This is a genomic window from Ruixingdingia sedimenti, assembly GCF_031432425.1.
In the GTDB taxonomy this organism is placed as follows: domain Bacteria; phylum Pseudomonadota; class Alphaproteobacteria; order Rhodobacterales; family Rhodobacteraceae; genus Ruixingdingia; species Ruixingdingia sedimenti.
In genome coordinates this window covers 15,771-29,222 of the sequence record NZ_JAVKPH010000012.1, presented here as the reverse complement: position 1 = coordinate 29,222, position 13,452 = coordinate 15,771, and the positions used below count along the sequence as shown (strand labels likewise).

12 protein-coding genes are annotated in these 13,452 nt (G+C 67.4%); 11 read left to right on the top strand and 1 reads right to left on the bottom strand.

Translation table 11 applies throughout. The annotated features are described in order from the left end of the window. Positions 1-19 precede the first annotated feature (19 nt). Genes RGD00_RS11670 through RGD00_RS11650 form a run of 5 tightly spaced genes read left to right on the top strand, consistent with a single transcriptional unit; the run spans position 20 to position 4,927 of the window. Positions 20-964: an ABC transporter permease gene (locus RGD00_RS11670; RefSeq protein WP_310457506.1), complete on the top strand. Its 945-nt coding sequence runs from the start codon at positions 20-22 to the stop codon at positions 962-964. Next, positions 961-1,833 (top strand): ABC transporter permease, encoded by an 873-nt coding sequence (locus tag RGD00_RS11665; protein WP_425603411.1) that lies wholly within the window; start codon positions 961-963, stop codon positions 1,831-1,833. The genes RGD00_RS11670 and RGD00_RS11665 overlap by 4 nt, the downstream gene beginning before the upstream one ends. Continuing rightward, positions 1,833-3,488 carry a dipeptide ABC transporter ATP-binding protein gene (locus tag RGD00_RS11660; RefSeq protein WP_310457505.1) on the top strand — a complete coding sequence of 552 codons (1,656 nt, stop codon included), beginning with the start codon at positions 1,833-1,835 and terminating at the stop codon, positions 3,486-3,488. Before RGD00_RS11665 ends, RGD00_RS11660 begins: the two co-directional genes overlap by 1 nt. Next, entirely contained in the window at positions 3,485-4,348 is an 864-nt protein-coding gene (locus RGD00_RS11655) for a carbon-nitrogen hydrolase family protein (RefSeq protein WP_310457504.1), read from the top strand. The genes RGD00_RS11660 and RGD00_RS11655 overlap by 4 nt, the downstream gene beginning before the upstream one ends. A gap of 24 nt (positions 4,349-4,372) precedes the next feature. Further along, the gene (locus tag RGD00_RS11650) at positions 4,373-4,927 is read left to right on the top strand and encodes a carboxymuconolactone decarboxylase family protein (RefSeq protein WP_310457503.1); all 555 of its coding nucleotides are present in this window, start codon (positions 4,373-4,375) and stop codon (positions 4,925-4,927) included. Here RGD00_RS11650 and RGD00_RS11645 read toward each other — a convergent pair. After that, a complete protein-coding gene (locus RGD00_RS11645; RefSeq protein ID WP_310457502.1) occupies positions 4,890-5,933 on the bottom strand; it encodes a LysR family transcriptional regulator in 1,044 nt (347 codons plus the stop codon). The two genes, RGD00_RS11650 and RGD00_RS11645, sit on opposite strands and share 38 nt — an antisense overlap. A gap of 617 nt (positions 5,934-6,550) precedes the next feature. On the opposite strand from RGD00_RS11645, the gene RGD00_RS11640 reads away from it, so the two are divergent. The 6 genes from RGD00_RS11640 to RGD00_RS11615 all read left to right on the top strand — a co-directional run bounded on the left by RGD00_RS11640 (position 6,551) and on the right by RGD00_RS11615 (position 13,017). Continuing rightward, entirely contained in the window at positions 6,551-7,687 is a 1,137-nt protein-coding gene (locus tag RGD00_RS11640; protein ID WP_310457501.1) for an ABC transporter substrate-binding protein, read from the top strand. A 118-nt stretch (positions 7,688-7,805) separates the two neighbouring features. Next, entirely contained in the window at positions 7,806-8,696 is an 891-nt protein-coding gene (locus tag RGD00_RS11635) for a branched-chain amino acid ABC transporter permease (RefSeq protein WP_310457500.1), read from the top strand. 2 nt (positions 8,697-8,698) lie between these two features. Beyond that, complete coding sequence (locus RGD00_RS11630; RefSeq protein ID WP_310457499.1) at positions 8,699-9,583, top strand: branched-chain amino acid ABC transporter permease; 885 nt, start codon at positions 8,699-8,701, stop codon at positions 9,581-9,583. Further along, a complete protein-coding gene (locus RGD00_RS11625) occupies positions 9,583-10,395 on the top strand; it encodes an ABC transporter ATP-binding protein (RefSeq protein ID WP_310457498.1) in 813 nt (270 codons plus the stop codon). Before RGD00_RS11630 ends, RGD00_RS11625 begins: the two co-directional genes overlap by 1 nt. Next, positions 10,392-11,111, top strand: a complete 720-nt coding sequence (locus tag RGD00_RS11620; RefSeq protein WP_310457497.1) for an ABC transporter ATP-binding protein — start codon at positions 10,392-10,394, stop codon at positions 11,109-11,111. Before RGD00_RS11625 ends, RGD00_RS11620 begins: the two co-directional genes overlap by 4 nt. A gap of 220 nt (positions 11,112-11,331) precedes the next feature. Then, a complete protein-coding gene (locus RGD00_RS11615) occupies positions 11,332-13,017 on the top strand; it encodes a UGSC family (seleno)protein (RefSeq protein ID WP_310457496.1) in 1,686 nt (561 codons plus the stop codon). The last annotated feature ends 435 nt before the right edge of the window (positions 13,018-13,452 follow it).

Sequence of the window (13,452 nt, the reverse complement as noted above, 5' to 3'; positions counted from 1 at the left end):
CCCGGCTGGGGAGGTTCCGATGATCTATTATTTCATCCGCAGGCTCTTGCTGGCGGTTCCGGTCATGCTGTTCGTGGCGCTGTTCGTCTTTCTGCTGCTGCGGCTGACACCGGGCGATCCGGCGCAGGCCATTGCGGGCGACCATGCGACGCCCGAACAGATCGCCGCCATCCGCGACAGCCTGGGGCTGGACCGGCCGCTGGCGGGGCAGTTCGTCGCCTGGATCGGCAACATGCTGACGGGGGATTTCGGCAATTCGCTGATCTCGCAGCGCCCGGTGCTGGAAATGATCGGCCAGCGCATCGGGCCGACGCTGGCGCTGGCGGTGGTGGCGATGGCGCTGACGGTGGTGATCTCGGTGCCTCTGGGCATTCTGGCGGCGTGGCGGCACGGCGGGCTGATCGACCGGGCGGTGATGGCGTTTTCCGTCCTGGGCTTTTCGGTGCCGATCTTCGTCACCGGCTATGTGCTGATCGGGGTCTTTGCGGTGAACCTAAAATGGCTGCCGGTGCAGGGCTACAAACCCCTGGCCGAAGGGCTGGGCCCCTTCCTTTACCGCATCATCCTGCCGGGGCTGGCGCTGGCCTCGATCTATATCGCGCTGGTGTCGCGGATGACGCGGGCCTCGATGCTCGAGGTGCTGCGCGAGGATTACGTGCGCACCGCCCGCGCCAAGGGCCTGCCCGAGGCGCTGGTGCTGTTCCGCCACGCGCTGCGCAACGCCGCCATCCCGATCCTGACGGTGGTGGGAACCGGGTTCGCCATGATGGTGTCCGGCGTGGTGGTGACGGAAACGGTGTTCAACATCCCCGGGCTGGGGCGGCTGGTGGTGGATGCGGTGCTGGCGCGGGATTACCCGCTGATCCAGGCCATCATCCTGCTGACCGCGGCGGCCTATGTCGTGATCAACCTGCTGATCGACCTGTCCTATGCCCTGACCGATCCGAGGATCCGCTATCAATGAGCGTTGAACCCGATACTCCCGGCGCCCCCCTCATGCGCCGCCGCCTGCCGGACCGGCCGCCGCACTGGACGACCGTCCTCGCGCTGGTGATCCTGATCGCGGTGGTGGGCATGGCGGTGTTCGCCCCCCTTCTGGCGAATTTCGAGCCGACGCGGCTCAACGCCGCGATGCGGCTGAAACCGGCGTCGGAAACCTACTGGCTCGGCACCGACAGTTTCGGGCGCGATCTTTATTCCCGCGTGGTCCATGGCGCGCGCGTGTCGCTGCTGGTGGGGGCCGGTGTGGCGGCGGGCTCGATCGCGATCGGGCTGCCCGTCGGGTTGCTGGCGGGCTGGTTCCGCGGCTTCGACGCGGTGGTGATGCGGATGATGGACGGGTTGATGGCGATCCCCGGCATCCTGCTGGCCATCGCGGTGGTGGCGCTGACCAAGGCGGGGCTGACGACCGTCATCATCGCCATCATGCTGCCAGAGATCCCGCAGGTGGTGCGGCTGGTGCGGTCGCGCGTGCTGGCGGCGCGGTCGGAAACCTATGTCGATGCCGCGGTGTTGCTGGGCACGCCCACGCGGCGGATCATCACCCGGCACCTGTTCCCCTCGACCATCGCGCCGCTGATCGTGCAGGGCACCTACATCTATGCCTCTGCGATCCTGACAGAGGCGGCGCTGTCCTTTCTCGGCGTCGGCATCGGGACGGAAATCCCCACCTGGGGCAATATCATGGCCGAGGGGCGGCTTTACTTCGCGATGAACCCCTGGCTGGTGTTCTGGCCCGCCATCGTGCTGTCGGCCTGTATCCTGTCGATCAACCTTCTGGGCGATGCGCTGCGCGACCGGCTGGACCCGAAGATGAAGGGAAGGGGCGCGTGATGGGTGACAAGACAACCCCCGTCCTGTCGGTGCGGGACCTGCGCGTGGCGACCTGCGGGCGGCAGCCGGCGGAGATCCTCAAGGGCATCGGTTTCGACATCCATCCGGGGGAAACGCTGTGTCTGGTGGGCGAATCCGGGTCGGGCAAGTCCGTCACCTCGCTGGTGGCGATGGACCTGCTGCCGCGGGATGAACTGCGCGCCACCGCCGGCGCGGTGCTGTTGCAGGGCGAGGACATCCTGACTGCCACCCCCGCCCGCACCCGCGCCCTGCGCGGGGCGGCGATGGCGATGATCTTTCAGGAACCGATGACGGCGCTGAACCCGGTGCTGAAGATCGGCCTCCAGATGGACGAGGTCTACCGCGCCCATACCGCGATGACCGCGGCCGAACGCCGGGCGGCGGCGCTGGCGGCCTTTGCCTCTGTCCATCTGCCGGACCCGCCGCGCATCTGGGACAGCTATCCCCATCAGCTTTCGGGCGGGCAGCGGCAGCGGGTGATGATCGCCATGGCGCTGGCGCTGAAGCCCAGGCTGCTGATCGCGGACGAACCCACCACCGCGCTGGACGTGACGACGCAGAAACAGATCCTGTCGCTGATCCGCCAGTTGCAGGAGGAACAGAATACCGCCGTGCTGTTCATCACCCACGACATGGGCGTGGTGGTGGATATCGCCGATCGCGTCTGCGTCATGCGCCGGGGCGAGGTGGTGGAAACCGGCACCGTGGCCGAGGTGCTGTCGGCCCCCAGGGCGCAGTATACGCGCGACCTGCTGGCCGCCGTGCCCTCGCTGACCCCGCGCGCGCCGCGGGCGGATGCGGGCGGGGCGGCGGTGATAGAGGTCGACGGGCTGGACAAGGTGTTCAGTTTCCAGTCCCTTCTGGCGCGGATGCTGGGCCGGCCGGGGCACCGGGTGCATGCGGTCAATGACGTGAGTTTCCGGCTGACCAAGGGCCGGACGCTCGGCATCGTCGGGGAAAGCGGGTCGGGCAAGTCCACCGTCGCGCGCTGTCTGGTGCGGCTGGAGGATCCGACCGGGGGCGCGGTGCTGGTCAACGGGCAGGATACCGCGATGTTGCAGGGTCGCCGGGCGCTGGCGCCTGCGCGCCGCGCGATGCAGATGGTGTTCCAGGACCCGAACCGTTCGCTCAACCCCCGGCTGCGGATCGGGGAAAGCCTGATCGAGGGCGCGGTGAACGCGGGCGAGGGGCGGCAGGCGGCGCTGGCCCGCGCGGCGGAACTGATCGAGGTGGTGGGGCTGCCGCGCGAAAGCCTGAACCGATTTCCCCACCAGTTTTCCGGCGGCCAGCGGCAGCGGCTGGCCATCGCCCGCGCGCTGATGATGCATCCCGATGTGATCGTCGCGGACGAGGCGGTGTCGGCGCTGGACGTGTCGGTGCAGGCACAGGTGCTCGACCTGCTGGCGAAGATCCAGCAGGAACGGAACCTCGCGGTGCTGTTCATCACCCATGACCTGCGGGTGGCGGCGCAGATCTGCGACGACGTGATGGTGATGCAGCGGGGCCGGGTGGTGGAATACGGCCCCGCGGCCGAGGTTCTGGCGCATCCGCGCGAACAATACACCCGCGACCTGATCGCCGCCGCCCCGGGGCGGGACTGGGATTTCGCGGCCGGCAGAAGGGTATCGCCATGATCGCCGCCAGCCTTGTGCAGTTCGACGCCGAACCGCTTGCCCCCGCGCGCAACCTTGCCCGCATCCACGCCCATATCCGGGCAGAGGCCGGGCAGGGCGCGGGGCTGATCCTGTTTCCCGAACTGTCGAACACCGGTTATGTCGAGCCGCTGGTCCCCGGCGGGCCGATGGTGTCCGATGTGCCGCATTACGGCGCGGCGCTGTGGAACGCCTGCGCCGCCCCGGACGGCGAAGAGATCGCGGCGCTGGCGGCGCTTGCGGGCGATCTGGGGGTGCATGTCGTCATCGGCCTCGGCCTGCGCGACGGTCTGCGCGCGGGGGTGATGCGCAACGCCTCGCTGCTGATCGGGCCGGGGGGCGTGACGGGGACCTATGTCAAGGTCCACCAGTGGCAGAACGAAAAGCTGTGGTTCACCAGGGGCGACCGGATCGAGACCTTCGCCGCATTGGGCACCCGGATCGGCATGCAGATCTGCTATGACATCCGCTTTCCCGAAATCACGCGGATCCTCGCCTTGCAGGGGGCGGGGATCGTGACCTCGGTCTGGGCCTCTTTCGGGGCAAAGGGCGCGCCGGTGGCGGATCCGGCGCTGTTCATCCACCGCGCCTATACGCGGGCGGTGGAAAACGGGGTGTTCTTTCTCAGCTGCAACCGCGCGGGCGTGCATGGCGGGCAGCGGTTCTTCGGCCGGTCCTGCGCGGTCGGGCCCGACGGCACGGTGCTGGGCGCGCTGGACCATGACGGCGAGGGCGTGCTGCGCGTGGGGCTCGACCTTTCCGCCATCACCCGCTACCGCGCCGCCACCGGCATCTGGACGGACCGCGACCCGATGCTTTACGCAAGGTATCTGTGCCCCTGAGAGGGCGACCAGCCGAGGAACGCCATGACCGCATCCCCCCGTGCCACCGTCTGTCCGCCCCTTTCCGCCGCCGACTGGCCGGCCGAGGCCGCCGCGCTGCAATCCGGCTTTGCCGGGGCGCTGAACGTCTATCGCGTGATGGCGCACAATCCCGCGCTGCTGAACGCCTGGGCGCCGCTGCGCCAGCATATCGTCAAGGAAAGCGCGCTGGCCGACGACCTGCTGGAAATCGTCATCCTGCGCGCGGCGCACCGGATGGGATCCGACTATGAATGGAGCCACCATGTCAGCCGCTCGCGGGCATTGGGGATGGGCGACGCGCGCATCGCCGCCGTGCGCGGCATGCCGGATGGGCAGGATGGCCTGCTGGTCCGCGCGGTCGATGCGCTGTTCGACCTCCGCCGCCTGCCGCCCGCGCTGGAAGCCGAACTGGCCGAAGCCTTCGGCCGCAAGGCGGTGTTCGACCTGCTGGCGACGGTGGGGTTCTATTCGGTGCTGGGCTTCATCCTGATGACCTACGACACCCCGATCGACGCCAACATCACCGCCGAACTGGCCGCGCGTCCGCTGGAATCCTGACCGCGGTCAGGATCGGGCGGCCAGCGCCGCCGGATGTTCCATCCTTGCGCAAAGGCCGTAGCGTGCGATCATCTCGGTGCCGATGCTGACCAGCAGGCTTTCCACCAGCTGGCTGGAGGGGGAAACCGGCACGCCGCTGCGCCGCACGACGAAGGAGCGATGGCAGACGCGGGGCGCGACGATGGGGACGAGGATGATCTTGCCGCTCTGTACATCGGGCACCACGGCGGCATGGGACAGGATGGTGTAATAGCTCGCGCATCACCATCGAGACGAGGTTGTGCAGCGCGTCGAATTCGATCGAACTGTCCAGTTCGATCTTGCGCGACCGTGCGGCCTGATCCAGCAGGTTGCGCAGCCCGTTGGGGCGGTTGGGCAGGATCAGGGGCAGGTCCGCCAGTTCCTCGAACCGGACCGGGCGGCGGGCGATGCCGTTTTCGTCGGCGCCGCCCGGCCAGTCGTCCGGCGCGGCAAGCAGGTACAGGTCTTCCGCCATGAAGGGCTGCACGTCCATGCCGCCGAAATCATAGCCCTCGTAGCTGACGGCAAGGTCGATGCGCCGCTGCGCCAGCCAGTCGAGGATCACCAGCGAGGTGCCCTCGTTGATGCGCAGCTTGATGTCGGGGTTCTGGTGCGCGACGGTTTCGGCCACGGGCACACCCAGAAGGCTGGTGATGATCGCCGGCAGGCCGAGCGCGATCCGCCCGCGCAGGTTCTGCCCGCGCTGGCGCACGTCGAACATGGCGGCATCGACGGCGGCGAGGATGCTCTGCCCGTGTTCTGCCAGCGCCGCGCCCGCATCGGTCAGCACGATGCCCCGGCCGGTCCGCACGACAAGGGCCACGTCCAGTTCGCGTTCCAGCCGCGCCACCGCCTCTGACAGCGAGGGCTGGGCGATGCCCATCAGCGCCGCCGCCTTGGTGATGCTGCCGCATTCGGCGATGGCGGTGAAATAGCCAAGCTGGCGCAGGTCGATCTTCAGGGTCCTGAGGTTCGCAAGCAGCATCGGTTTCCCCCCGGCCCGCAGGTCGCGGGCCCGCGCGCGGCGGCGCCGGTCCTTTTTGGCACCGCCGGGGCGTAATGCAAGAAAACCGGGCCCATGCCGCCTGTGAGCAGAACCTATGAGTCGCATAGGAATCCGATAGGTCTGTTCCAATTGACAGCCCGGGCCGCCAAACACAGACTGCCGGGCAGGAGCGGGAGGAAAGTCACGCCATTGCCGCGATCCATGCGCGGGCAATGGGCGCGGCGGCGGAAAACGGGGGCGGCGGGCCCCCGCCATGCGGCCAGCGGCGAAGAGGACGCCGGGGGCCGTGATCGCCGGTTGCGCGGGTGGCGGAATACCAGATCATGTGCGGTTGCCGCGTCCTGCCGGCAGCCGGGACCGGGACGCCTTTGGCCGGTCCGGCCGGGCAGTCATGCCGGCAGGAATGTCGTCGGACAGGTCGGGAGGGGCCGATGAGAATGAAGCGCAGGACCTGAACGCATATCCCGTCGCCGTGACCCCAGGGCACGGGCGGCGGCACAGCCGAAATCCAGTTCGCGCGGCCCCGGGGATGCGGTTTCCGGGATCGTGGAACTGTTGCCAGTCGAATGAAACCACAACAATCGGGGGGAGATCACATGAAACGACTGACCGGACTTGCCGGATTTGCGGCAGCGGCCCTGATCGCCGGGGCGGCCCATGCAGAGGAGCCGTGGCAGTTCGCCACCATGATGTCGCTGACCGGCAATGCCGCGGGTTACAGCGAGGAACTGAAGCTCGGCTTCGAGATGGCGCAGGAAAAGATCAACGCCTCGGGCGGGATCGCCGGCCGGCCCGTGCAGCTGAAGCTGATGGATACCCAGAGCAACCCGGCGCAGGTCGCAACCCTCATCCGGCAGGCCTGCGCGGAATCGCTGGTGGTGCTGGGCCCGGCGCTGTCGAACGAGGCACGGGTGGCCTTTCCGGTCGCCAACGGCATGGGTTGCCCGGCGCTGGCCGCCGCCGCGGGGGCAGAGGGTTTGACGGCCGACAACCGGCCCTGGACCTTTGCGATGCTGACGCCCTCGAACATCCTGACGCCCGCCGCGGTGCAGGAGATGGTCAAGGTCGTGAACCCCGCCAGGGCGGTGGTGCTGGTCGAGAAATCCGACCCGGCCGCGAACAGCTACGGGGTGCAGGCCGCCAAGGCGCTGGCGGATGCCGGTGCGGCGGTCGATGAGATCTCGGTTTCCAGCAACGATGTGGATTTCGGCCCCGCGGTGACGCGCACCGCATCCGGCAACCCGGACCTGATCGTCATCTCGGTGCTGGACCGCGCGGCGGCGGGGCTGCTGAAGGAACTGCACAAGTCGCAGATCGGCACCACCCGCATGCTTACCCAGTCGGCCTACAACGCGACCGTCGGTGCGCTGCCGCCCGAGGTGCTGAACAACGTCTACCGCTTCACCCAATCCGACCCCGGCGCCTCGACCGATCCCGCGACGCAGGAATTCGTCGCCGCCTTCAGGGAACGCGCGGGCCGCATGCCCTCGATCGTCTCGACGCTGACCTATGACCTGCTGATGCTGACCAAGGACACGGTGGAAAAGGCGGGTATCGCGGGCGATCCCGCGAAACGTGCCGAGGAACGCCAGGCCTTCATCGACACGCTGGCGCAGACCCGCGACTGGCAGGGGCTGGGCGGCATCTTCGCGATGTCCGAACAGGGCTTCATGACCAAGGTGCCGATGCTGCTGGTCTATGACAACGGCACCTGGAAACCCGTCAACGAGTGACCCCGCCGGGTGACGGATCGCATCTTCCGTCCGGCCGGCGACGACCGGCCGGGCGGACAGGTCAACCCTGCCGCCGGGCGCCGATGGGCGCCGCGGGCCAGACGGTGAAAGCAAAGGCATGCAAGGACTTCCGCAGATACTGATCAATGCGCTGGCGATCGGCAGCAGCTATACCCTTGTCGCGGTCGGCTTCACGCTGATCTTCGGCGTGCTCCGCGTCGTCTATCTGGCCCATGCGGCGGTTCTGGCCGCCAGCGCCTATGCCGGCTATCTGGCGCTGTCGATGACGGGCAGCGTCGTGGTCGCCTTGGGGCTGGGGATCGTGACGGGGGGCGTGCTCGGCCTGATCGTAGAATTCGTGGCCATCCGCCCGGTGCGCGGGCAGGACCACCTGATCCCGATGGTCACGACGATTTCCGCCGCGATCATCATCGAGGAACTGCTGCGCCTGACGGTCGAGCGCGGGCAGCCGATTTCCTACCCCGACACCTTCGGTTCGACCGTGATCCGGCTGAACGTTTTCGGCACGACGCCCTATTTCACACTGTCGCAGGCGCTGATCGTGGTGATGGCGGTGGTGCTGGTCCTGGTGCTGACCTGGATCGTCCGGCGCACCTGGGCGGGCCGCGCCATCCGCGCCGTCGCGGATTCAGAGGACATCGCGGCCCTTCTGGGGGTGCGGGTCAATGTCGTCTCGGCCAGCACGGTCGCGCTGGCCTCGATGCTGGCGGGGGCGGGGGGCGTGCTGATCGCCATGTCGGTGACCGCCATCGACCCGCATTTCGCCGCGCCGTTGCAGTTCAAGGCGCTGGCCATCGCGCTGTTCGCCGGCATGGGCAGCATTCCGGGTGCGGTGATCGGCGGCTTTCTTCTGGGCTTCATCGAGGCGTTCGCGGTCGGTTATCTCGATCCGTCCTACCGCGATCTGTTCGCCTTCCTTGTCATGATCGCGATCCTCATGGTGTGGCCGCAGGGCCTGCTGGGGCGCAAGGTCGCGCAGAGGGTCTGACCATGGGTTCCGCATTCGAGGCTTTCCTGACCATCCAGTGCATCATGACCATCGCCGCACTGGGCCATTACCTGCCGCTGTCGATGAAACAGCTGGATGTGGGCATCGCCGGCTATATGGCCATCGGCGCCTATGCAAGCGCGATCCTGACCCGCGATTTCGGCCTGGCCTTTCCGCTGGCCATCGCCGCGGGCACCATCGCCGCCGCCGCTGCCGCGCTGGTCGTCGATATCCTTGCCGCACGGGTGCGCCTGTCGGGCTTCACCTATGCGATTTTCGCGCTCAGCTTTGCGGAATCGCTGCGCATCATCCTGAACAACAGCGACCGGGTGGGCGGCACACTGGGCTTCGTGGGCATCCGGCACCACACCACGCTGACCGGGGTGGCGGTGGTGCTGGCCATCGTGATCCTGGGCTTCTGGGCGCTGGACCGCAGCCGCCTGGGCCATCTGCGCACCGCGATCCGCGATGACGCGTTCATCGTGCCGCAACTGGGCGTGCCGCTTCTGGCGACCAAGCTGGTGATCTTTGCCATCGGCGGCGGCCTCGGCGGGATGGCGGGGGGGCTTTATGCCCATTACGTGCTGTTCATCCGGCCGGACGACTTCGGCTTTCTGCTGCTGGTGGCGATCATGCTGCCGATCGTCTTTGGCGGGCTGGACCGTTTCTATGGCGCGATCCTGGGCACCTGGATCCTGGGCATCATCCCCGAACTGTTCCGCGGCCTTGGCGAATACCGGCTGCTCTTGACCGCCGCCGCGACCATCCTGCTGCTGGTCCTGCGCCCGGGCGGGCTGATCACCGATGGCACCATCGAACGGGCCAAGGGCCTGTTCCGTTCCCGCGACGCGCACAGGCGCGACGCCACCGACACCGGGAGGCCGTGATGACCCATACCCATCTGCACGACGGTCAGGCCCATGCGCTGGCGCTGGAAAACCTGTCGGTGGTCTTCGGCGGCGTCAGGGCGCTGTCGGATGTGTCGCTCGGCATCCACGCGGGCCGGGGGATAGAGGCGATCATCGGCCCGAACGGCGCGGGCAAGACGACGCTGTTCAACGTGCTGACCGGCGTCGTCGCGCCGACCGGCGGGCGGCTCATGATCGACGGTCAGGACATGACGGGCCGGCGGCAGGACCACATCTTCCGCCGCGGCATCTCGCGCACCTTTCAGGGGGTGCGGCTTTTCGCGCATCTGACCGCCGAACAGAACGTGGCCATCGCCGCGCGGTCCGTCACCGGCCGGGCCGCGCGGGCGCAGGGGCGGTTCGCGCCCGGCTGGTTCGAGGGCGGGCAGGGCCGCGACCGCACGCTTGCCGCGCTGGACCGCGTGGGCCTGCCCGCCGCGTCGCGGCGCCGGCTGCCCTCGCAACTGACGCTGTGGGAACGCCGCATGGTCGAGATCGCGCGGGCGATCAGTTCCGAACCCGCGGTCCTGCTGCTGGACGAACCGGCGGCCGGCCTGAACACGGCGGAAAAGGCCCGGCTGCGCGACCTGCTGGCCCGTCTGGCCGGGGATCTGGACTGCCATCTGGTGGTGGTCGAGCATGACATGAGCTTTGTCATGTCCATCGCCAGCCGCGTCCGGGTGCTGAACTTCGGCCGCCTGCTGGCCGACGGCACCCCGGCCGAGGTGCAGGCCGACAGTCAGGTCCGCGAGGCCTATCTGGGGACCAGCCATGAGGAGGCCGGGGCATGACCGCGCTGTTGCAGGTGGAAAACGTCAGCTGCGGCTATGGCCGCTCGGAAGTGATCCATGAGGTCGGCATGGAGGTGCGGCAGGGCGAAACGGTCTGCCTGATCGGCCCGAACGGGGCGGGCAAATCCACGCTGATCAAAGCCATCACCGGCTTGATCAGGCCGGGCGCGGGCCGCATCCGCTTTGCCGGGCAGGACATCACCGCCGCCCCGCCGCCCCGCCGGGTGGAGGCGGGCATCGCGCTGGTCCCCGAGGGGCGCGGCGTGCTGCCCACCATGACGGTCGAGGAAAACCTGATGCTCGGCGGTTATGTCCGCCGGCGCGAGATCGACATCGCCGCAGAGATGGACCGGATGATGCGCCTTTTCCCGGTGCTGGCCGAACGCCGGTCGCAGACCGCCAGCACGCTGAGCGGGGGCGAACAGCAGCAACTGGTCATCGCGCGCGGGCTGATGAGCCGGCCGAAGCTGCTGATCCTCGATGAACCCTCGTTCGGCGTGGCGCCGCTGATCGTGGCGCAGATCTTCCGCACCATCCGCGAACTGGCCGAGGCGGGCACGACGATCCTGCTGGTTGAACAGAACGCCAACATGGCGCTGGAGGTCGCGCAGCGCGGCTATGTCTTCGAATCGGGGCGCTGCGTGACCAGCGGCGCGACCGCGGACCTGCGGGAAAACGACCTCGTGCGCGAGGTCTATCTGGGCGCCGCCGTATAGGCGGCCCCGGGCGGGACCGGCCCGGTTCCTGTCGGGGGCATAGGTTTCCGGTACGTTGTGCAGGCCATTGCCGGATTGGTAAAAACAGGGGATCGGATCCGCATTCAGGAAATCCGGCCCGATCCCCTGCCGGATATGAAGACCCGCCATTCATCGGAAATTCGGGCGCCGGAAACATGCGGACATTCGCAAGAATCATTGGATCTGAAGGAGGAACCCCATGAAAGTCAGATTGCCGGAAATCACCAAACAACATCTGTCCGGCGGCTTTGCGCCCCGGCCGGCATCCCTGAAGGGCCTGCGCGTCGGGTTTCTGGATGGCTGGGGCGATCAGAACGGCAACCGGATGTATCCCGCGATGGCGGTGATCGAGCGGAAGCTGAAGGCGGAATGCGGCGTCGCGGATACCGTCTGGCAAAAGAAACCCAGCATTTCCCAACGTGTTCCCGATGAAATGATGCGGTCCTTCGTCAACAAGGTCGATGTCGTGATCAATGGCGAGGGGCTCTGCGGGTCCTGCACCGCGGGCTCCATCCTCGACGGGGTGGAACTGGAGGCGCTTGGCAAGCCCTCGGTCACGATCGTTCAGGACCGCTTTGAAAAGGCGGCCCGCGCGCATGCCCGCAACCTGGGCCTGCCCGACCTGTTCCTGCTGGTCGAAAAGGCGCCCGTCACCGGCAGCATCCAGCACGATGTCGAACAGACGGTGGAGGAAAACTGGCCCCGGATCATCGCGGCCCTGACCGACAACAGCCGCGCCGCGGGCGGGGCCGAAAAGGCGAAGGCCGCGCGCAGCCGCGTGGTCGAAATCCGCGAAGCCGAGGAATGGGAAGATCTGGTCGAACAGAACCGCTGGAGCGACGGCCTGCCCGTCGCCATCCCGACCGAGAAATCGGTGCAGGCGATTCTGGATCACCTCGGCCGCGATCCCGAGGACATCATCGGCCTCATCCCGCCCACCTACGGCATCGCCACGGTGGAACAGGTGGCCGTCCAATGCGCGATGGCGGGCTGCCGGCCCGAATATGTGCCGGTCGTGATCACGGCACTGGAGGCGATGCTGGAGCCGGAATTCAATTTCCACGGCGTTTTGTGCACCACCAATCCCGGCGCGCCGCTGGTCATCGTCAGCGGGCCGATCGTGGACGAGCTGGATTTCAATACCTCCAATTGCGCTTTCGGCGGCTCTGGCCGCGCCAATGGCGCCATCGGCCGCGCCATCCGGCTGATCGCCCGCAATATCGGCGGCACGGATGCGACGGTGAATGACATGGACCCCCTGGGCGGGCCGCAGAAATACGCCGCCTGCGTCGCCGAGGACCGCAGCCGCAATCCGCTCGGTTCCATCAACGCCGACCGCGGTTTCGGGCCGGATGAAAACATCGTCACCGTGTTCAAATGCCCCGGGCCCTATCCGGCGGTCACGAACGGCAGCGCAGAGCGTATTCTGGCGCAGCTTGCCGAAGGTTTCGCCACCTCCACCGTGCCGATGTTCCATGCGGGCGGGCAGGCGCTGTTCGCGCTGTCGATGAAACCGGCGCGGACGCTGGCCGAAGCGGGTTACAGCCGCGACGACATTCGCCGCTATATCCACGAACATGCCAGCCTGACGCCCCGGCGGCTGAAGGATGCCGGCGTGCTGAAAGGCCCGTATACCGATGTGTCGCAGATCTATTACGGTGAAAACAGCGTGGAACATCTGCGCATCGACGCAGAAAAGGCCAGCGACGATACCCGCCTGCCGCTGTTCGCCTCGATCGACGACATCCAGTTGCTGATCACCGGCGGCGACACGCAGTTCTTTTCGGCCTTCCTGCCGGGCTGGGGCGGATATGGCGGCGGCTTCGTGTCGAAACGCATCGAACGGCCGGCGGCAAGCGACGCCTACGCGATCGCCTCGGAATAGCCCCGCAAGACAGGAACCGCCTCCACAGGCGCCCGCAAGGGCGCCTGTTTTCATATGGGAACCCCGTGCCACGCACGGCCCCATCCCGCGCCGGGGGCTGCAAGAGCTTGCTGCTGCGGGTGTCGGACGACACGGGCAAGCATCTCAGGCAGATTTTCATGATATTGATTTTAAATAACTTTACTTCTTGTGCCGCATAAGGGGCTATCTCAAACGACATCTGAATTTATCTCGGCTTCCCGCCAGCTTCATCCTTAGGGCTGGCGTCACTTGATGAGCAGCAATTCCAGGCAGTATGGGACAGCCCGGCGCACGGAACTCTCATCGAGTGCGGCGGGGCGGGCGATTGCGGTAGTCGGGTTCGGACAAAGCCTGCGGGGACTGGTAGCAGGAGCCCCGCTGAACGAAACTCTTCACCAGCACTAGCCGACGGGC

What these genes read in the sequence shown, in the direction of transcription:
- RGD00_RS11620 (WP_310457497.1), top strand. Translation starts at nt 10,392, where the DNA reads ATGACCGCGCTGTTGCAGGTGGAAAACGTCAGCTGCGGCTATGGCCGC.
- RGD00_RS11640 (WP_310457501.1), top strand. Translation starts at nt 6,551, where the DNA reads ATGAAACGACTGACCGGACTTGCCGGATTTGCGGCAGCGGCCCTGATC.
- RGD00_RS11660 (WP_310457505.1), top strand. Translation starts at nt 1,833, where the DNA reads ATGGGTGACAAGACAACCCCCGTCCTGTCGGTGCGGGACCTGCGCGTG.
- RGD00_RS11655 (WP_310457504.1), top strand. Translation starts at nt 3,485, where the DNA reads ATGATCGCCGCCAGCCTTGTGCAGTTCGACGCCGAACCGCTTGCCCCC.
- RGD00_RS11650 (WP_310457503.1), top strand. Translation starts at nt 4,373, where the DNA reads ATGACCGCATCCCCCCGTGCCACCGTCTGTCCGCCCCTTTCCGCCGCC.
- RGD00_RS11625 (WP_310457498.1), top strand. Translation starts at nt 9,583, where the DNA reads ATGACCCATACCCATCTGCACGACGGTCAGGCCCATGCGCTGGCGCTG.
- RGD00_RS11615 (WP_310457496.1), top strand. Translation starts at nt 11,332, where the DNA reads ATGAAAGTCAGATTGCCGGAAATCACCAAACAACATCTGTCCGGCGGC.
- RGD00_RS11635 (WP_310457500.1), top strand. Translation starts at nt 7,806, where the DNA reads ATGCAAGGACTTCCGCAGATACTGATCAATGCGCTGGCGATCGGCAGC.
- RGD00_RS11645 (WP_310457502.1), bottom strand. Translation starts at nt 5,933, where the DNA reads ATGCTGCTTGCGAACCTCAGGACCCTGAAGATCGACCTGCGCCAGCTT.
- RGD00_RS11630 (WP_310457499.1), top strand. Translation starts at nt 8,699, where the DNA reads ATGGGTTCCGCATTCGAGGCTTTCCTGACCATCCAGTGCATCATGACC.
- RGD00_RS11670 (WP_310457506.1), top strand. Translation starts at nt 20, where the DNA reads ATGATCTATTATTTCATCCGCAGGCTCTTGCTGGCGGTTCCGGTCATG.
- RGD00_RS11665 (WP_425603411.1), top strand. Translation starts at nt 961, where the DNA reads ATGAGCGTTGAACCCGATACTCCCGGCGCCCCCCTCATGCGCCGCCGC.